This is a genomic window from Rhodococcus sp. NPDC059234 (genome assembly GCF_042754225.1).
Classification (GTDB): Bacteria; Actinomycetota; Actinomycetes; order Mycobacteriales; family Mycobacteriaceae; genus Rhodococcus_G.
The window spans coordinates 1-19,259 of the sequence record NZ_JBHZAH010000047.1 but is presented as its reverse complement, the minus strand read 5'-3'; the positions used below and the strand labels follow the sequence as shown (position 1 = coordinate 19,259).

15 protein-coding genes and 1 riboswitch are annotated in these 19,259 nt (G+C 71.6%); of the genes, 6 read left to right on the top strand and 9 right to left on the bottom strand.

Annotation, left to right across the window (positions count from 1 at the left end; all coding sequences use genetic code 11):
• The first annotated feature begins 213 nt into the window (after window positions 1-213).
• The 4 genes from ACFXGJ_RS12365 to yaaA all read left to right on the top strand — a co-directional run bounded on the left by ACFXGJ_RS12365 (window position 214) and on the right by yaaA (window position 3,660).
• Window positions 214-771, top strand: a complete 558-nt coding sequence (locus tag ACFXGJ_RS12365; RefSeq protein WP_378619724.1) for a hypothetical protein — start codon at window positions 214-216, stop codon at window positions 769-771.
• The gene (locus ACFXGJ_RS12360) at window positions 731-2,122 is read left to right on the top strand and encodes a hypothetical protein (protein ID WP_378619721.1); all 1,392 of its coding nucleotides are present in this window, start codon (window positions 731-733) and stop codon (window positions 2,120-2,122) included. The genes ACFXGJ_RS12365 and ACFXGJ_RS12360 overlap by 41 nt, the downstream gene beginning before the upstream one ends.
• 90 nt (window positions 2,123-2,212) lie before the next feature.
• Window positions 2,213-2,806, top strand: coding sequence for a hypothetical protein (locus ACFXGJ_RS12355; RefSeq protein ID WP_378619719.1), 594 nt, complete (start codon window positions 2,213-2,215; stop codon window positions 2,804-2,806).
• A 113-nt stretch (window positions 2,807-2,919) separates the two neighbouring features.
• The gene (yaaA, locus tag ACFXGJ_RS12350; RefSeq protein ID WP_378619716.1) at window positions 2,920-3,660 is read left to right on the top strand and encodes a peroxide stress protein YaaA; all 741 of its coding nucleotides are present in this window, start codon (window positions 2,920-2,922) and stop codon (window positions 3,658-3,660) included.
• Between the two features lie 70 nt (window positions 3,661-3,730).
• Here yaaA and ACFXGJ_RS12345 read toward each other — a convergent pair whose 3' ends face one another.
• The 9 genes from ACFXGJ_RS12345 to mqo all read right to left on the bottom strand — a co-directional run bounded on the left by ACFXGJ_RS12345 (window position 3,731) and on the right by mqo (window position 16,652).
• Window positions 3,731-6,265: a polynucleotide kinase-phosphatase gene (locus tag ACFXGJ_RS12345; RefSeq protein WP_378619714.1), complete on the bottom strand. Its 2,535-nt coding sequence runs from the start codon at window positions 6,263-6,265 to the stop codon at window positions 3,731-3,733.
• Entirely contained in the window at window positions 6,262-7,659 is a 1,398-nt protein-coding gene (locus tag ACFXGJ_RS12340; protein WP_378619690.1) for a 3' terminal RNA ribose 2'-O-methyltransferase Hen1, read from the bottom strand. Before ACFXGJ_RS12340 ends, ACFXGJ_RS12345 begins: the two co-directional genes overlap by 4 nt.
• A 63-nt stretch (window positions 7,660-7,722) precedes the next feature.
• Window positions 7,723-9,201 carry an MFS transporter gene (locus tag ACFXGJ_RS12335; RefSeq protein WP_378619688.1) on the bottom strand — a complete coding sequence of 493 codons (1,479 nt, stop codon included), beginning with the start codon at window positions 9,199-9,201 and terminating at the stop codon, window positions 7,723-7,725.
• Between the two features lie 11 nt (window positions 9,202-9,212).
• The gene (gene cobA, locus ACFXGJ_RS12330) at window positions 9,213-10,436 is read right to left on the bottom strand and encodes a uroporphyrinogen-III C-methyltransferase (RefSeq protein WP_378619686.1); all 1,224 of its coding nucleotides are present in this window, start codon (window positions 10,434-10,436) and stop codon (window positions 9,213-9,215) included.
• 24 nt (window positions 10,437-10,460) lie between these two features.
• Window positions 10,461-10,841 carry a cobalamin biosynthesis protein gene (locus tag ACFXGJ_RS12325; RefSeq protein ID WP_378619684.1) on the bottom strand — a complete coding sequence of 127 codons (381 nt, stop codon included), beginning with the start codon at window positions 10,839-10,841 and terminating at the stop codon, window positions 10,461-10,463.
• Window positions 10,834-12,225 carry a cobyrinate a,c-diamide synthase gene (locus tag ACFXGJ_RS12320; RefSeq protein ID WP_378619682.1) on the bottom strand — a complete coding sequence of 464 codons (1,392 nt, stop codon included), beginning with the start codon at window positions 12,223-12,225 and terminating at the stop codon, window positions 10,834-10,836. The genes ACFXGJ_RS12325 and ACFXGJ_RS12320 overlap by 8 nt, the downstream gene beginning before the upstream one ends.
• Before the next feature lie 26 nt (window positions 12,226-12,251).
• The gene (cobO, locus tag ACFXGJ_RS12315) at window positions 12,252-12,872 is read right to left on the bottom strand and encodes a cob(I)yrinic acid a,c-diamide adenosyltransferase (RefSeq protein WP_378619680.1); all 621 of its coding nucleotides are present in this window, start codon (window positions 12,870-12,872) and stop codon (window positions 12,252-12,254) included.
• Between the two features lie 31 nt (window positions 12,873-12,903).
• On the bottom strand, window positions 12,904-14,844 hold the full coding sequence (locus tag ACFXGJ_RS12310) for a magnesium chelatase subunit D family protein (protein WP_378619759.1): 1,941 nt from the start codon (window positions 14,842-14,844) through the stop codon (window positions 12,904-12,906).
• 26 nt (window positions 14,845-14,870) lie between these two features.
• Window positions 14,871-15,025: riboswitch (adenosylcobalamin (AdoCbl) riboswitch) on the bottom strand.
• 82 nt (window positions 15,026-15,107) lie between these two features.
• Entirely contained in the window at window positions 15,108-16,652 is a 1,545-nt protein-coding gene (mqo, locus tag ACFXGJ_RS12305) for a malate dehydrogenase (quinone) (protein WP_378619677.1), read from the bottom strand.
• Between the two features lie 119 nt (window positions 16,653-16,771).
• Between mqo and ACFXGJ_RS12300 the strand changes: the two genes are divergently transcribed.
• Both ACFXGJ_RS12300 and mtr read left to right on the top strand, forming a co-directional pair.
• On the top strand, window positions 16,772-17,806 hold the full coding sequence (locus ACFXGJ_RS12300) for an alpha/beta hydrolase (RefSeq protein ID WP_378619675.1): 1,035 nt from the start codon (window positions 16,772-16,774) through the stop codon (window positions 17,804-17,806).
• Window positions 17,803-19,173, top strand: coding sequence for a mycothione reductase (mtr, locus tag ACFXGJ_RS12295; protein ID WP_378619672.1), 1,371 nt, complete (start codon window positions 17,803-17,805; stop codon window positions 19,171-19,173). Before ACFXGJ_RS12300 ends, mtr begins: the two co-directional genes overlap by 4 nt.
• Window positions 19,174-19,259: the final 86 nt, after the last annotated feature.

Genomic DNA, 19,259 nt, shown 5'->3' with positions numbered 1-19,259 from the left:
CCCGGACGTGGCCGGCCCACCGGCGACATCGGCATCGAAGACGACCGGCCTGCGCGCCGACGGCGAGACCCTCACCTTCTCGGGGTCCGGGTTCAAGGCCGACGGCCCGGGCATCTACGTCGGACTCGTCCAGGACAGTCGGTTCACGCCCACCGACGCGAGCGCGTGGATCTCGACGGTGTTCGTGCAACCGGGTCAGATCACGGGAGGCCGGTGGTCGACCTCGCTCGACGTGGCGGCCGTCGGCGCCGGGTCGGACTGCACGACGAGCAGTTGTTCGATCTACACCGTCGCCGCCCACGGATCGTCGGATCGCTCGCAGGACACCCGGGTTCCGGTCACGTTCGCCGCGGCACCTCCGACGACCACGCCGCCGCCGCCCACCACAGCCACGACGCCACCGGCGCCGACCACCACAACAGCCACCACACCGCCGGCACCGACCACCACAACGACCACCACACCGCCGGCACCGACCACGACCAAACCACCGGCGCCGACAACCACGAAACCGGCGGCCACCACCACCAAACCCCCAGCACCAACCACGACCAAGCCGCCGGCACCAACCACGACGACCAAACCACCGGCACCGACAACCACGAAACCCGCGGCCACCACAACCACCAAGCCGCCGGCGCCGACGACCACTACCTCCCCACCGGCACCGACCACCACCACGCCACCCACCCAGCCCACGACGCAGCCACCGGCGGGCAACGGGCCTGCAGTGACAGCGAACCGCACCAGCGACCTCAACCCGGCCGGTGACACGATCACCGTCAGCGGGCGCGGGTTCTCCACGTCGGGCACGGGCATCTACATCGGCGTGGCACAGATGAGCCGGTTCTCGACGACCGATGCATCGGTGTTCCAGGATGCGAAGTTCATCAAGCCGTCGGACATGCCGGGCGGATCGTGGTCGACATCGCTGAGCGTGTCCTCCGCCTTCGCCGGTAGCGACTGCATGGCGAACGCGTGCGCCGTCTACACCCTGGCCGCCCACGGGTCGTCCGACCGCAGCCAGGACACCGTCACACGGATCACGTTCGCCGGCGCCCCGGCCCCGGCCGAACCGCCGGCCGGGACGGGCACCGGCGGAGCGAACGGTGGCACCGGCGCGGGCGGCGGCGGTGCGGGCGGCACCAACCCCGGCGGCGGGGCAATCGCGTCCAACCCCGGCCTGTCGGTGAGCTTGTCGAAGTCGGCCGAGCTCGATCCCGCCGGTGAAACGGTGACCATCTCGGGCTCCGGGTTCTCCGGCGCGGCACCGGGCCTGTACGTCGGTCTGGTGCAGGACAACGTCTTCTCCTCCACCGATGCCTCGGTCTGGATGACCACCGCCTTCCTGAAACCGGACGCCATCGCGGGCGGCAACTGGTCCATCACCGCCGAACTTCCCGCGGTCCTGGGCGCTTACGACTGCGTCCGCAACTCCTGTTCGATCTACACGGTCGCGGCGCACGGGTCGAGCGACCGCAGCCAGGACTCGCGGACGCCGGTGAGCTTTGTCGGCGGTGTCGCGCCGGGCACGGTCACCGCGCCGCCGGCCAAGGGCGCGGCCGGCGGCGACGCGGCGAAGACGGTCGCCGTCACGCTGTCGAAGTCGCGGGGGCTGAAGGTCGACGGCGAGACGATCACCATCTCCGGTACCGGCTTCGCCGCCACCGGCCCCGGCGTCTACGTGGGGCTGATCCAGGACGACAAGTTCTCGACGACGGACGCGGGCGCCTGGATGACCACGGCGTTCATCACACCGAACCGGATCAAGGACGGCGCCTGGTCCACCACAGCGGATGTCCTTGCAGTCAAGGGTGATTCGGACTGCACGAAAAAGACCTGCTCGATCTTCACGATCGCCGCACACGGCTCGAGTGACCGCAGTCAGGACACCAAGACCCCGGTGAGCTTCGGCGACGACCCGGACGCCGCGGCGGACCCGAGCGAGGACGCAGCCGCGGGCGGCAGCGGATCCTCGAGCTCGACCCCGACAGCGCTCCGCAACCTCTCCGGCGCGCTGGACGGGCCCGCCGGCTGGATCCTTCCGCTGCTGGTCGGCGGCGGTCTCGGCGCCGCGATCGCGGTCGCGACGACCACCGCGATGCGTCGACGCAAAACGTAGGGGTTGCAAATTTAGGCTAGCTTTACCTAAGTTCTAGTCCGGAATCCGGAGCCACTTCATCGTTACCCCCCCACTCACGAAAGAAGGATCATGCGCACGTTCCACAAGGCCGCCGTCGCGGCGGCCGCCGTCGCCCTCGTCTCCGCCCTGCCGGCCGGCATCGCCACGGCGGCAACCCCGTTGAACCTCGACCTCGGTTCGACCGCCAGCATCGGCACCGAGCTGCCGGCCCTCCAGGGCATCAACACCGACCTGCTCGCCGGCCTCGACACCGGGTCGCTCGGCGGACTCTTCCCGGGCAGCGAGGGCACCAACCCCGAGGGGCCGGGCCCCGTGGAGCCGGCCGGCCCGAAGGTCACGGTGTCCAAGAAGACGGACATCGCCGCCGCCGGCGAGACCATCACCGTCTCGGGTGCCGGATTCTCCGGTGCCGGTTCCGGCCTCTACGTCGGTCTCATCCAGGACAGCAAGTACTCGGCGACGGACTCCACCGCGTGGATGACCACCAAGTGGCTCAAGGCCGCCGACATCGTCAACGGCGCCTGGACCGCGAACATCGACGTCGCTGCTGTCGTCGGCAGCTCCGACTGCCTGAAGAACACCTGCTCGATCTACACCGTCGCCGCCCACGGCTCCCCCGACCGCACCCAGGACACCAAGACCCCGGTGACCTTCCGCGGCTGATCCCATCAGCGCACCATCCCGTCCGGCCTCCGCTTCTCGCGAGCGGGGGCCGGACCCGTTTCGATGCGCCCGACCCGACGGTGCGGCAATCGCGCCCGGTACGGTTGGCGCCCGTGCTTGTACTGCTGCCCCCTTCCGAGACCAAGTCCGACGGCGGCAAGGGCGCCCCGCTCGACCTGGGCGAGCTGTCGCTGCCCAAGCTCACCGCGACCCGCGAGCTGTTGGTGAACACGCTCGTCGAGCTGGCCGCCGACGACGAGGCTTCCAGCGTGGCCCTCGGGCTCAGCGCCGGGCAGGCCGACGAGATCGCCCGCAACGCCGCGCTGTGGACCTCCCCCACCCGACCGGCCCTCGAGCGCTACACCGGCGTCCTGTTCGACGCCCTGGACGCGAGGTCCTTCACTCGCGCACAGAAGGCGAAGGCACTGACCCGGCTCGCGATCGGGTCCGCCCTGTTCGGGGTCGTGCGCGCTGGCGATCCCATCCCCGCATACCGACTGTCGGGCGGATCGAAGCTGCCGGGCATGGGCACCCTTGCGGCACTGTGGAAGCCGGAACTGACCCCCGCACTCGAGGCCGAGGCCGACGGCCTGGTGGTGGACCTGCGCTCGGGCACGTACCAGCAGCTCGGTCCCGTGCCCGGCGCGGTGATCGCGACCGTGCTCACCGAGAAGCCGGACGGCACCCGGTCCGTCGTCAGCCACTTCAACAAGCACCACAAGGGCCTGCTCGCGCGCGCCCTGGTCGTCTCGCGCGCCGAGCCGGCGGACGTGAAGGGCGTCGCCCGCGTCGCCTCGAAGGCGGGGCTGACGGTCGAGATCGCGTCCCCCACCGAGCTCGTCATCCTGACGTAGCTCCTACGGCGCCTGCGCGCGATTTCCACCCCGGTTGGGGTGGAAATCGCTCACAGTAGTGGCGCTGCCCCTACAGGCGGGGGTCGACCGGCTCGGACTCGAGCGCCAGCACCGCGAACACCGCCTGGTGGATCCGCCACAGCGGATCGGCCTTCACCAGCCGGTCGATCGCCTCCATGCCCAGCGCGTACTCGCGCAGGGCCATCGACTGCTTGTGCCCCAGGCTCCTGTTGCGCAGCCGCTCCAGATTCTCCTTCTCCGTGTAGTGCGGGCCGTAGATCAGCCGCAGGTACTCACGGCCCCGCACCTTGATGCCGGGCTGAGCACGACGAGAACCGGCGTGCGCCCCGTTGGCGAGGGGCTTGACCACCATGCCCTCGCCGCCGGCGGCGGTCAGTGCCTCCCACCACGCGACCCCGGCGGCCTCCGACTCGGCCGACGCCAGGTCGACGACGATCCGACGCGTGGTGGTGAACAGGTCCGGCGCCGCGTCCACCAGCCGATCCGCGACCGCGAGGTGCCAGCCGTGATCGCGGTCGCCGTGGCCGGCCCCCTCGGTCGCGAGCACCTGGAACGGCGCCACCCGCACCCCGTCGAGACCCTCGGTCGGCCACACGTACCGCCGGTAGGCGTCGGTGTACCGCGCGACGTCGTCCGCCCGGCTGCTCGTTCGCTCGAGCAGGTCCGTGACGTCGAGTCCGCGCTCGGCCGCGGCCTCGAGCGCCGACCGGCGGCCGGCGAGGTCCGCACGCGCGGCCGCACCCACGGCGGCGTACTGCGACCGCAGGAGGGACTCCGACTTCGCCGACCACGGCAGCAGCTCGGCATCGAGCAGCACCCAGTCGGTCCCGAGCTCCTCCCACAGTCCGGCCGCGCCGACCGCGGTCCCCATCGCCTGGACCAGCCGCTCGGTCTGCGCCTCGTCGAACATGCGCCGACCGGTCCGGGTGTACACCATCCCGGACAGCCCGTCCGTGGCGCCGAATCTCGTGGCGGCCACGGCCGCGTCCCGGCACACCAGCGCCACCGCCCGCGAGCCCATGTGCTTCTCCTCGCAGATCACCGTGTCCACCTTCGCCTTCCGGTACGCGGTGAAGGCCTCGGCGGGATGCTCGAGCAGACCGGGGAGCGCGGAGGTCGCGCACGGCGCCATGGTCGGCGGGAGGTAGTTCACCCACTGCGGGTCCACCGCCCAGCGGCTCATCACCTCGAGGGCGCCGGCCGCGTTCTCCGGCCGAACGGTCACCCGTCCGTGCAGCGAGGTCTCGACTCCCCCGACGCCGAGGACGTCGTCGATGTCCAGGGCCTGCGGATCCGGATCGGACAGGCGAAGCGGTTTCGCCGGCGGGTACCACTCGCGCTCCGCCGGCACCGAGACCACCTCGCGCTCCGGATACCGCATCGCCGTCAGCGCGCCACCGAAGACGCAGCCGGTGTCGAGGCACGCGGTGTTGCCCACCCACCGCACGTCCGGCACCGGGGTGTGCCCGTACAGCACCACCGCGTCACCCCGGTAGTCCTCCGCCCACGGGTAGCGGACCGGGAGCCCGAACTCGTCCGTCTCGCCAGTGGTCTCGCCGTACAGCGCGAAGCTTCGCACCCGGCCCGAGGCCCGGTTGTGGTACTCCTGCTTGAGCCCGGCGTGCGCGACGACCAGCCGGCCCTCGTCCAGCACGAGGTGCGCCACCAGCCCGTCGCAGAACTCCGCGACCTGCCTGCGGAACTCCTCGGACTCGCCGGCCAGCTGCTCGAACGTGCTCTCGAGCCCGTGCGTGAGGCTGACCTTCCTGCCGCGCAGCGCTTTCACCAGCTTGTTCTCGTGGTTGCCCGGCACCGCGAGCGCGTGTCCCGCGGCGACCATGCCCATCACGAGGCGCAGCACCCCCGGCGAGTCCGGACCCCGGTCCACGTAGTCGCCGACGAACACCGCGGTGCGTCCGCTCGGCGGAACCGCGTCCACCGCGCGACCGTACTCGTCCCGGAGCACCTCGTATCCCAGTGCGCCCAACAGGGTTTCGAGCTCGCTGCGGCAGCCGTGAATGTCGCCGATCACGTCGAACGGTCCGCGCAGCGTCCGTCGGTCGCTGCGCAGCGGCGCACGGACGATCCGCGCGGACGCGACCGCGTCCACGCCGTCGAGGACGTGCACGGTACGGAAGCCCTCGCGGGCGAGCCCGCGCAGCGACCGGGAAAGCTGCTGATGCTGCCGCCGCAGCACCGCACGGTCGAACGCCCGGTCCCCACGGGCGGCGGCGCGCTCGGCGCACACCGCCTCCGGCACGTTCAGCACGATCGCGACCGGCAGCAGGTCCTGACTGCGCGCCAGCTCGACCAGCGTCCTGCGGGCCGCGGGCTGGACACTGGTCGCGTCGACGACGGTGAGCCGGCCGCCCCGCAGGCGCTTGGACGCGATGAACTCGAGCACCTCGAACGCGTCGGCGGTCGATGCCTGCGAGTTCGGGTCGTCGCTGACCAGGCCGCGGCAGTGGTCACTGGAGATCACCTCGTAGGGACCGAAGTGCTCGGCCGCGAAGGTGGACTTGCCGGACCCGCTGATTCCGACGAGCACGACCAGCGACGGCTCCGGAATCTCGAGGACACTCATGCGGAAACCTCCTGTCGGGTGAACACGGCCATCTGGGTGGGCGCGCCGTGGGTTGGGTCGAGCTCGCCGATGCCGGTGAAGGTCACGTCGTAGCCGTGCCCGGACGTGACCTCACCGGCCCAGGACTCGAATTGCGTTCGGGTGAACTCGAATCGGTGATCCGGATGCCGGAACGCACCCGGCTCGAGGTTCGGGTACAGCACGTTGTAGTCGGCGTTGGGGGTGGTCACCAGCACCACCTTCGGCTTCATGTCCCCGAACACCGACCGAACCAGGGCCGGCAGCCGGGACCGGTCGACGTGTTCGACGACCTCCATGAGCACCACCGCGTCGAACCCCTGCAGTCGCCGATCACGGTAGGTGGCCGACGACTGCAGCACCGCGATCCGGTCCCGCTGACGGTCGGGCATCTCGCCCAGACCGAGCCGGCGTTCCGCCTTGCGCAGCGCCGCGTCGCTGACGTCGACGCCCACGATCCGGGTGAAGGCCGGACGCGCGAGCAGTTCGCGCAGCAGCTTGCCCTCGCCGCAACCGAGGTCGACCACCCGTGTCGCACCGAGGTTTTCGAGGGTGGCGAGCACCGCGTCCTGGCGCAGCTGCGCGAGGCCCACATTGGTCGTCGCGGGCTCGTCCGGTTCCCCGGTGGCGCCGTCGTCCAGCCGTTCGACGACCGACGCGACCAGCTCACGGCGGTGCGCGAGGTACCTGGAGGTGATCAACCCGGATTCCGGGTGGCCGCCGAGCCAGTCCCCCGCCGCCCTGACCAACTTGTCGGCCTCGTCCTCGCCGACCCAGTAGTGCTTGACGTCGTCGAGAACCGGCAGCAGGACGTACAGGTGCCGCAGTGCGGCGGACAGCGGCAGCGTGCCGGTGAGCGTCAGGCTGACGTACGCCGAGTCGCCCCACTGCGGGATCGACTCGTCCAGCGCCACCGGCTCCGCGGTGACGTCCCAGCCGAGCGGCCCGAACAGCCGGCCGGGCAGGTCGTGGCCGCCGCGCGCCGGCGCCGCGGGAATGGTGACGCGCAGCGGCACCGCCGTGCGCGGCAGTTCCGGGCGTGATGCGAGCGTGCCGGCGAGCGCGGACTTGAACACCCGCGAGATCGCCACCGCCAGCATCGACGACCCCGCATAGGGGCGGTCGTTCACGTACTGACCCAGCGCGAATCCGTCCGATCCGCGGCGAAACCTGCTGCGCGCCAACTCGACGGGATCGACGTCCAGCGTCATCGCCACGGTGCAGCGCGCCGGGGACGACTCGGGGTAGAACACGGTCGCGGTCCCCACCGAGAGGTCGAAGGCCTGGACCCGATCGGGATGCTTGTGCAGCAGGTAGCCCAGATCGGAGGCGTCGGGAAAGTCGTCCGTCGCAGTGGCGGTGAGTGTCAGCAGCACCGAGCCGACGCTACCGACGCCGCCGCCAGCTGGCGAGCGAATTGTCCGGGTGTCCCGCAGCGGCTAGGACCGCTGCGCCGCCTTCTCCGCCTCCTGCGCCTGGGCGACCTGCTCGGGGCTGAGCCGGATGAACAGCGCGGTGATCGCGGCGAGCGCCGCCGCCACCGCGCAGCCGACGAGGGCGAAGGTGTAGCCGTCGCCGAGCGCGGCGAGCTGCGCGGGATTCATGTCCGCCGCCGCGCCGGACACGCCGCCGAGCGACAGCGTCCGCGAGGTCGCCATCGCCCCGATCACCGCGAGCCCGAGCGGGCCACCGAGCGTCTGCGCGACCTGAGCGATCGCCGCGAGCGGACCGATGTCCGACGGCCCGACGCCGGCGATCGCGCACAGCGGCAGCGGCACCACGGCCAGGCCGACACCGAAGCCGATGCCGATCACCGGAACGAACAGGTTGCCCAGATACGTCGCGGAGCTGTCGAGGGTGGAGCCGTACAGCAGCCCGACGACCATGATCACCGCGCCCGCGACGACCAGCCACCGGGGCTGGATCCGGACCGCCAGCTTGGACGCGACGAAGGCCGCCGCGCCGAGACCGAAGGCGAACGGGATGAACGCCAGGCCCGCCTTCAACGGCGAGTAGCCGAGCACGTCCTGGACGAACAGCGCGACGAACGCGGCCACCGAGAACATCACCGCGCCGACGAAGAAGATCGCGAGGATGGTCGCGACCCGGTCCCGGTTCTCGAACAGGGTCAGTGGCAGCAGCGGGTTCTTCGCGTTGCGCTCGACGAGCAGGAACGCGACCAGCAGCAGCACACCGGCGATCAGCGCGCCGATCACGGCCGCGCTGCCCCAGCCGAGCTCCGGGCCCTCGGTCAGCCCGAACACGATCGCCGTGCACCCGACCGTAGCCAGGATCGCCCCCGGCACGTCGAGGGGGATCCGCTCGCCGCCGGTCTCGACGAGGGCGCCCACGGCCAGGACGACGATCAGCAGGCCGATGGGAACGTTGATCAGGAAGATCCAGCGCCAGGACACCTGGGTCAGCGCGCCGCCGATCACCAGCCCCGCGATGGAGCCGACACCGGTCATCGCGGCGAAGATGGCGATCGCCTGGTTGCGCACCGGGCCGGGCGCGAACGTCGTGGCGACCAAGGCCAGGGCTGTCGGCGAGGCGACCGCGGCCCCGACGCCCTGCAGGGCGCGGGCGGCGACGAGGGTGGCCTCGTTGACGGCCAGCCCGCACAGCAGCGACGACACCGTGAACAGCGCGACGCCGGAGATGAACATCCGTTTGCGGCCGAACACGTCCCCGAGCCGGCCGCCGAGCAGCATCAGGCCGCCGAAGGCCAGCGCGTACGAGGTCAGCACCCAGTTGCGGCCGCTGTCGCTCAGGGCGAGGTCGGACTGCAGCCGGGCGAGCGCGAGGTTGGCGACGGTTCCGTCCAGCACCACCATCAACTGCAGGCCACTGAGCACGATGATCGCGAGGCCGAAGGCCCGCGTGGTGACCGGGTACTTCACAGCGGTGGAATCAGACACAGGAGTCCACGTTACCGAGCGTCAACAGAAAACCCCGCGGTCGGTCCGATCACGATGATCGCCGGCGGCCGGATGTTCTCCTCGCGAACGCGCGCGGCGATGGTGGCGAGGTCGGCGCGCAGCACCCGCTGCGAGCGCGTGGTGCCCTCCTGGATCGCGGTCACGGGGGTGTCCCCGGGACGGCCGCCGTCCATCAACGTCGCGGCGAACTTATCGATCCGCTCGACCGCCATCAGCAGCACCAGGGTGCCCCGGAGCCGGGCCAACGCCGACCAGTCCGTCAGCGAGTCGGGGTGGTCGGGCGCGACGTGGCCGCTGACGACGACGAACTCGTGGGTGACGCCGCGGTGCGTGACCGGGATGCCCGCCGCCGACGGCACCGAGATGGCACTGGTGATGCCCGGCACGACGGTCACGGGGACACCGGCCGCCGCACAGGCCTCGACCTCCTCGTAGCCGCGCCCGAACACGTACGGGTCGCCACCCTTGAGCCGGACGACGAACTTGCCCGCCTTCGCGCCCTCGATCAGGGTCTCGTTGATGGCCTGCTGCGCCATCGCCCGGCCGTACGGCAGCTTCGACGCGTCGATCACCTCGACGTGCGGGGCGAGTTCGGCCAGCAGCTCCTGCGGCGCCAGGTGGTCCGCGACGACGATGTCGGCGCGGGAGAGCAGCCGCCGGCCGCGGACGGTGATCAGATCGGGGTCACCGGGACCGCCGCCGACGAGCGCGACGCCGGGGGCGTGCGGCTCCTCGTCGGTGAGGGTGCCGGACTGCAGCGCCTCGACGATCGCGGTCCGCACCGCGGCCGAGCGACGGTGCTGGCCGCCGGCGAGCACGCCGACCTCGAGCCCGTCGAAGGATGCGCTGGCCGGTGTGACGGCGGTGCCCTGGCGGGCACTGTCGGCGCGCACGCAGAAGATCCGGTTGCGCTCGGCCTCCGCGACGACGGCCGCGTTCGTGGCCGGCTCGTCGGTGCAGGCGATGGCGTACCAGGCGCCGTCGAGGTCGCCGTCGAGGTAGTCGCGCAGTTCGGCGGTGATCTGGCCGCCGGACACCATCGCCTCGACCGCGGGCGTCACGGTGCGGGCGATCACGTGCACCTTCGCCCCGGACGCGACGAGCAGGCCGAGGCGACGCTGGGCGACGGTCCCGCCGCCCACCACGACTACCCGGCGGTCGGTCAGGTTCAGGCCGACGAGGTAGTTCGTCTCGTCTCCGGCCGCTGCTGGCACTGCGCTCTCCTTCAGGTCTTCGGACTACCAAACAGTACGGGCGAGCGCGACGGTCACGCCATTGCGGGCGCGCTTGCGCACCAGCAGGTCGCCGCCGCCCGCGCCGAGCACCGCGGCGGCCTCGGCCACGCTCGGGGTGCCGACCTCCGCGGCGACCCGACCGGACGGCGTCGGCACCTCGACCGCCGCGAGTTCGTCGGCGGTGAAGCCGAGCACCGGCACGCCGAGCTCGGCGGCCGCGATCGCGACGGACGACTCGGTCGCCTTGCGTTCGAGTGTCGCCAGTGCGTGCAGATCCGCCGGATCGTCGACGACGGCACTGATCGCGTCCAGCACCGCGTCCGGACCGACGCCGTCCCGCAGGCCGATGCCGACCACCAGGTCGCCGTGTCCCGGGCTATCCACTGTGCACCTCGAATTCCCTTGCCGCACCGACGAAGCGTCGAACCGACGACGGACTGCCCGCGGGATGCGTGTGCAGGTACGACGCGTGCACTCCGCCGCCGGCGAACCCCTCGCGCGCCGAGGCGCCCGCCGCTCGCCATCCCCAGGCGGGCGACCAGCCGTCCACCGCGGTGGCCGCGAGGCTGGTGCGGTGGAACTCGTGGCCGACCACCCGCTGGCCGGGCTCGAACAACACCGACTCCCCCAGCGCGACCGCCTCCCGGTAGCCGAGGGTCAGGGCGCTGCCGAAGGATGCGTCCACGCCGATCACCCCCGCCATCGGGTGTCCGTCCAGCCGCCGCGAGAGGTACAGCAGGCCCGCGCATTCCGCGTGAATCGGCATCCCGCGCCGCGCGAGCTCGCGCACCGTGGTCAGCAGGGGGGTGTTCGCGGCCAGGTCCGCGGCGTGCTCCTCGGGGAAGCCGCCCGGCAGCACCAGCGCCGCGACGCCCTCCGGCAGCTGGTCGACGGCCGGATCGAACACGTGCACCCGCGCACCCGCGGCCTCGAGCAGTTCGCGGTGCTCGGCGTAGCCGAACGTGAAGGCCGCTCCGCCCGCGACCGCGACCACCGGGCCGCCCGGGACCGGCTCGCCCACCTCGGCACTCGGGTCCCAGGCGGGCGCGGTCACCGCCGAGCGGGCCAGCGAGCGCACCGCACCCAGGTCGACGTGGGTGGCGATCAGCTCGGTCATCGAGTCCACCGCGGCGGTCGCCGCGCCGCCGTGTTCGACGGCGGTGATCAGGCCGAGATGCCGCGACGGGACGGCCAGTTCCGCGAGCCGCGGGACCACACCGAGCACCGGGACGCCGACCCGGTCGCAGGCCTGGCGCAGCACCTGCTCGTGCCGGGCGCTGCCGACCCGGTTGAGGATCACCCCGCCGATGCGGACACCGGAGTCGAAGGTGGCGAATCCGTGCAGGACCGCGGCGAGGGACTGGCTGTGGCCCCGGGCGTCGACGACGAGCACCACCGGGGCCCCGAGCAGGCCCGCGACCTGGGCGGTGGAGCCCTCCGCGGCGCCCTCGGGCGCGGGGTCCGCGATCTTGCCGTCGAACAGGCCCATCACGCCCTCGACGACGGCGATGTCGCAGCCGGCGGAGCCGTGTCGGAACAGTGGCCCGATCCGGTCGGCGCCGACCAGGACGGGGTCGAGGTTGCGGCCGACGCGGCCGGCGGCGAGGCCGTGGTAGCCGGGGTCGATGTAGTCCGGCCCGACCTTGAACGGCGCCACGCGGTCACCCGCCGCCCTCAGCGCGCCGATGAGACCCGTTGCGACCGTGGTCTTTCCGCTACCCGAGGCGGGCGCCGCGATGACTACGGCGGGAACCGACCCCCCTGTCACATTCCTCGTCGCTCCGCTCGGCTCCATCACCACTCGATGCCCCGCTGCCCCTTGCGTCCGGCGTCCATCGGGTGCTTGACCTTGGTCATCTCGGTGACGAGGTCGGCGGCCTCGATCAGGGCCTGCGGGGCGTCGCGACCGGTGATCACCACGTGCTGGTTGCCGGGCCGCTCGCGCAGGGTCTGCACCACCTCGTCGACGTCGACCCAGCCCCACTTGAGCGGGTAGGTGAACTCGTCGAGCACGTAGAACTTGTGTTCCTCGTTGGCGATTCGGCGGGCCACCTCGCGCCACCCGTCCAGGGCGACCCGCGCGTGATCCTCGTCCTCGCCCTTCTTGCGGGTCCAGGACCAGCCCTCGCCCATCTTGTGCCACTGCACGGGTCCGCCGACTCCGGTCGACTCGTGCAGCTCACCGAGCGCGCGGAACGCCGACTCCTCGCCGACCTTCCACTTGGCGGACTTGACGAACTGGAACACCCCGATGTCGAAGCCCTGGTTCCAGGCGCGCAACGCCATTCCGAACGCGGCCGTCGACTTCCCCTTTCCGGCGCCGGTGTGCACGGCGAGGACCGGGGCGTTGCGACGCTGACGGGTGGTCAACCCGTCGTCGGGGACGGACTCGGGAAGCGGAACTCCCTTGGGCACAGTGCAACTCCTTCTCTGGCGCGTTGACGATCTAGGCCGCGAATGCCGCGGCGCCTGCCCGGACCACACCCGCGACCCGCTCCGCGGACAGCTCGTCGATCCGGACGTACGCGCCGCGCATCGCGCTGGCGAGCTCGCGGGCCAGGCCGAGCCGGACCATGCCGGACTCGCAGTCGACGACCACCGACGCCACGGACGCGTCGGCGAGCAGGCCGGCGGCGACCCGGGCGCGGTGCACCGGATCGGTTCCGCCGGTGGCCCGTCCGTCGGTCAGCGCGACGACCATCGCGCGGCGCTGCGGGTCCCGGACCTTCTCGCGGAGCACCACCCGACGGGCCTCGAGGAAGCCCTGCGCGAGCGGGGTCCTGCCGCCGGTGCGCAGCGACCGCAGTCGGCGCACCGCCACGTCCACCGACGAGGTCGGCGGCAGCACCAGTTCCGCCGCGGTCCCCCGCACGGTGATCACGGCGACCTTGTCCCGGCGCTGGTAAGCGTCGCGCAGCAGCGAGATCACCGCGCCGGTGACGGCGGAGAGCCGGTCACGCGCCGCCATCGAACCCGACGCGTCGACCACGAACACCACCAGGTTGCCCTCCCGGCCCTCACGCAGCGCACCACGAATGTCTGTGGGCGCCAACACCATCGGCCCTTCGGTGCGCCCCCGCGCGACCTGGTGTTCGGCGGCGGCGAAGAGCGTGCCGACCAGGTGCAGGCCGCGACCGGGCTCCACCGTCGAGCGCACCACGCGGCCCTGCTGCGAGCGGGACCGCGACCGGCGACCGGGCGCGCCCTCCCCGACACCGGGAATCGTCAGCAGTCGGGTCTTGAACTGTGCCGACGGCGCGGCGGCCGGCCGGTCGGGCGCACGCCCGGGCGCGGGCGCTTCTCGCTCCTCCGGCGACCCTTCCGGGTCGGCGGGCCCAGCGGAGGGCTCACCGGCGTCGCCCCCGTCGGGTTCCGGGGCGCCACCGCCGTCGGGTCCGTCCGGATCGGGGTCCGGTTCCGGGTCGCGTTCGGCCTGCTCTGCGGCGTCGCGCATCGCGTCGTCGAGCTGCTGCGGGTCCAGGCCCGGCTCGTCGAACGGGTCACGGCGACGCCGGTGCGGCAGGGTCAGCTCGGCGGCCACCCGGACGTCCTCCTCGGTGACGGCCGTCGCGCCCCGCCACGCGGCGTGCGCGGTGGCGGTGCGGGCGAGCACCAGGTCGGCCCGCATGCCGTCGACGTCGAAGGAGGCGCACAGGGCCGCGATCCGGCGCAGTTCGGTGTCGCTGAGCTCGATGCCGGCGAGGGCCCGGCGCGCGGCCGCGATCCGCTGGGCCAGGGCGAGGTCCTGATCGGCGTACCGGGCGGCGAAGGCGGCGGGGTCGGACTCGAAGTCGAGCCGGCGGCGCACCACCTGCATGCGGGTGTCCACCTCGCGCGAGGCGGCGACGTCGACGGCCAGCCCGAACCGGTCGAGCAGCTGCGGGCGCAGTTCACCCTCCTCGGGGTTCATGGTCCCGACCAGCACGAACCGGGCCGGGTGCGAGTGCGAGACGCCGTCGCGCTCGATGTGCACGCGACCCATCGCGGCGGCGTCGAGCAGCACGTCGACCAGGTGGTCGTGCAGCAGGTTCACCTCGTCGACGTAGAGCACGCCCTCGTGCGCGGCGGCCAGCAGTCCCGGCTGGAACGCCCGCTCGCCGTCGCGCAGGACCTTCTCCAGGTCCAGCGACCCGACCACGCGGTCCTCGGTGGCGCCGACCGGCAGTTCGACCAGCCGCGCGGGCCGTGCCCCGTCGTCGCCGGACACCGGCGGCAGCAGCGCGGCGAGGCCGCGGACCACGGTGGACTTGGCGGTGCCCTTCTCGCCGCGCACCAGCACCCCACCGATGCCGGGATGGACCGCACACAGCGTCAGCGCGAGCCGCAGCTGGTCCTGGCCGACGATCGCGCTGAACGGGAATCCCGGTTCCGGACCGGTCTGCGTCATCGAACTCAGCTGTGCCACGGTGCAATTCCCTTCACTCCCCGGTGTCCGCGCCGAGGGTCGGAGTCGATCCTCTACCGCGGCGATCTGACTCCGGCTCCCGACCGGGTCGGGTGACCGTCACAGTGGCGGGACCGTGCCTGACTTGCACAGGACTTCCCCGCGGCAGGGACATTGTTCGAGGTGACTCTATCGGGCGCAACGACGGCCGCCGCCACCGCGCCCGGTGGGCGCGATGACGGCGGCGGTTCGGTACCTGTGCTGGGTCAGACGGCGGCCGCGGTGGCGACCGCGTCCGCGGATTCGAGCTGCAGCACCCGGTTGGACCAGTCCCACACCTCGCGGAAGAGGGACTCGTTGTCGGAGAGCTTGACCCCGAGGGAGGGCACCATCTGCTTGAGCTGCGGCTCCCAGGCCTTGTACTGCTCGCCGAAGCAACGCTGCATCACGTCGAGCATTGCCGGGACCGCGGTCGAGGCGCCCGGCGAGGCGCCGAGCAGGCCGGCGATGCTGCCGTCCGCGGCGCTGACCACCGCGGTGCCGAACTCGAGGACACCGCCCTTGCCCTTGGCCCGGCGGATCACCTGGACGCGCTGCCCGGCCGTGATGAGCTCCCAGTCCTTGCCGAGCGCCTGCGGGACGAACTCGCGCAGGGTCTCGATGCGGCCGGCCTCCGACTTCGTCAGCTCACTGACCAGGTACTTCACCAGGCCGAGCTCGGAGACACCGACGCCGAGCATGGACAGCAAGTTGTTCGGCTTGACCGAACCGGGCAGGTCGGTGACCCGACCCTCCTTGAGGAACTTCGGCGACCAGCCGGCGTAGGGGCCGAACAGAAGTCCGGGCTTGCCGCCGATGACGCGGGTGTCCAGGTGCGGCACCGACATCGGCGGGGCACCGACGGCCGCCTTGCCGTACACCTTCGCGCGGTGCTGGGCGATCAGTTCGGGGTTGGTGCAGCGCAGGAACGCGCCGCTGACCGGGAACCCGCCGAAGCCCTTGGCCTCGGCGATGCCGGACTTCTGCAGCAGGTGCAGCGCGCCGCCGCCGGCGCCGACGAACACGAACTTCGCGTTGACCTTCCGGCGGGCGCCGGTGCGACGGTTGTGGACCTTGACGTCCCAGGTGCCGTCGGACTGCTTCGAGATGTCGGTGACCTCGTGGCCGAAATACACGAGACCGCCGGAGGCGCCGACGTGGCCGAGCAGCTGCTTGGTGAGCGCGCCGAAGTCGACGTCGGTGCCGCCGTCGGTCCAGTTCAGTGCGACGGGGTCGGAGAAGTCGCGCCCCTTGGCCATCAGCGGCAGGCGGCGGGCGAACTCCTCCGGGCGCTCGGTGTACTCCATGCCGGCGAACAGCGGGTGGCCGGCGAGGGCGTCGTAACGCGCCCGCAGGTACTTCACGTTGTCCGCGCCGTGCACGAAGCTCACGTGCGGGATCGGGTTGATGAACTCGCGGGGCTCGGTGAGGATGCCCTTCTCGACCGCGTGCGCCCAGAACTGCCGCGAGACCTGGAACTGCTCGTTGACGTTGATCGCTTTGGCGATGTCGACGGAGCCGTCGGAGTTCTCCGGGGTGTAGTTGAGCTCGCACAGTGCCGAGTGCCCGGTGCCCGCGTTGTTCCACGGGTCGCTGCTCTCCGCGGCGGCGGCGTCGAGCCGCTCGAACACGCTGATCGACCAGTCCGGCTGCAGCTCACGAAGGAGAGCACCGAGGGTGGCGCTCATGATGCCCGCACCGACGAGCACGACATCGGTCTTGGCCTGTACCGCGTTGTTGTCTGACACTGGAGAATCGACTTCCTTGTCCATTGGCAGTGGGCAGTCACACCGACTGCAGCCGACAGGTTACCCGGGCGTATATGGGCCGTTAACCTCACCCAATTGTGCCCCCCTGCGGGGAGGTTTCCCGCACATTACTGTTGTGATCTGTGACTACATGGGCACCGGACCTTCTTGGTGACGGATATGAGCAGCTGACGATCCCGCTCGGGACGGATCCGGACGGCGAGGGCGACGTCCTGGCTACCCTGGTCCGATACCGCCCGGAGCACGCCCCCGGCACCCGTCGCGCCGTGCTCTACGTGCACGGATTCACCGACTACTTCTTCCAGAAGCATCTCGCGGAGCACTTCCACGAGCAGGGCTACGCGTTCTACGCGCTGGACCTGCGCAAGTGCGGCCGGTCCCTGCGGGCCGGCCAGACGCCGCATTTCGTGACCGATCTCTCTTTCTACGACGCGGAGCTCGATCGCGCCCTGACCATCGTCCGCGAGGACGTCGGCGGCGGGCCGAGTGGAGCCGGCGGAACGAGCTGGGGCCCGGGCGAGGGTTCCGTGCTGCTGACCGCGCACTCCACCGGCGGGCTGATCCTGCCGCTGTGGCTCGACCGCCTGAACGCGCGGCCCGGCGGCAGTGCCGGCGCGGGCGTGCGAGGCCTGATCCTCAACAGCCCGTGGTTCGACCTGCAGGGCCCGTCGTACCTGCGCAGTGTCGGCACGGTGGCGGTCGACGCGGTCGGCCGGGTGAAGGAAAAGCTGGTCATCAAGCAGCCGCCCGCCGACGTGTACGGCCGGACCCTGCACCGCGACCACGGCGGCGAGTGGGACTACGACCTCGATTGGAAGCCGCTCACCGGCTTCCCCGTCACCTTCGGGTGGATGCGAGCGATCCGGCGCGGTCACGCCCGCCTGCACCGCGGCCTCGACATCGGCGTGCCGTCCCTGATCCTGCGGTCCAAGACGACGCACTACTCCATGCGACACACCGAGAAGTCCGAGGTGGCGGACCTCATCCTCGACGTCACACAGATCGCGAAGTGGTCGGGCTGCCTCGGCGACCGCACCACGATCGTGCCGATCGAGGGAGCCCGGCACGACGTGTTCCTGTCTCGCGAGGTTCCGCGCAAGCAGGCCTTCGACGAGGTGGACCAGTGGCTGGGCTGGTTGAACGGTCACAGCGCGTGAATCACTTCGACCTCGCGATCATCGGATCCGGTTCCGGCAACACGATTCTCGACGACCGGTTCGCCGACATGCGGGTGGCGATCCTCGAGGGCGGGACCTTCGGCGGCACCTGCCTCAACGTCGGGTGCATCCCGACCAAGATGTTCGTCTACGCCGCCGAGGTCGCGCGGGCGGTTCGGCACGCGAGCCGCTACGGCGTCGACGCGCACGTCGAGAAGGTGCGGCGGTCGGACATCGTGGACCGGGTGTTCGACCGGATCGATCCGATCTCGGCGGGCGGGGAGCGTTACCGCCGCGACGAGAACCCCAACACCACACTGTTTTCCGGCTACGCCTCGTTCGTCGGGCCGCGGCAGATCCGAACCGGCACCGGGGAGGTGATCACCGCGGACCAGGTGGTGATCGCGGCCGGTTCCCGTCCGATCGTCCCCGACGAGATCAGTCGCAGCGGCGTCCCGTACTTCACCAACGACGACATCATGCGACTGCCGGCACTGCCCGAGCACCTGGTGATCGTCGGGAGCGGGTTCATCGCGTCCGAGTTCGCGCACGTCTTCTCCGCCTTCGGCAGCCGGGTGTCGATCATCGGCCGCGGCGAGCGGCTGCTGCGGGACCTCGACGCCGACGTCTCGCAGCGGTTCACCGACCTGGCGCGACGGAAGTGGGATGTGCACCTGGGCAACCCGGTGATCGAGGTGGCGGGCGGTCCCGGCGAGGTGCGGGTGACCCTCGCCGACGGGACGGTGGTCGCCGGCGACACCCTGCTGGTGGCGACCGGGCGCACCCCGAACGGCGATCGGATCGGGGCGGAGTCCGCGGGGATCGCGGTCCGCGCCGACGGCCGCGTGGTGGTCGACGAGTTCCAGCGCACCGCCGCCGAGGGCGTCTTCGCGCTCGGCGACATCTCGTCTCCGCACCAGCTCAAGCACGTGGCCAACCACGAGGCACGCGTGGTGCAGGCGAACCTGCTCCGCGGCGCGTGGAGCGGCGACGAGCCGCTGGTCCGCACGGATCACCGGTTCGTGCCGTCGGCGGTGTTCACGGACCCGCAGATCGCCACGGTCGGACTGACCGAGGACCAGGCCCGCGAGCAGGGGCACGACGTCGCGGTGAAGGTCCAGAAGTTCGCCGACGTCGCCTACGGCTGGGCGATGGAGGACGACGAGGGCCTGTGCAAGGTGATCGCCGACCGCAGCACCGGACAGCTCCTCGGCGCGCACATCATCGGCGCACAGGCCTCCACCCTGATCCAGCCGCTGATCCAGGCGATGAGCTTCGGGTTGCCCGCGCGCGAGATGGCCCTCGGCCAGTACTGGATCCATCCCGCACTGACCGAGGTCGTCGAGAACGCCCTGCTCGGCCTCTGATGCGGCCACGCCGCAGTGGTGCGGGGGCGGGGGGGCGGGTGTGCCCGGAACGGCGCCACGACGCCGCGCGCAGCCCCACTAACGGA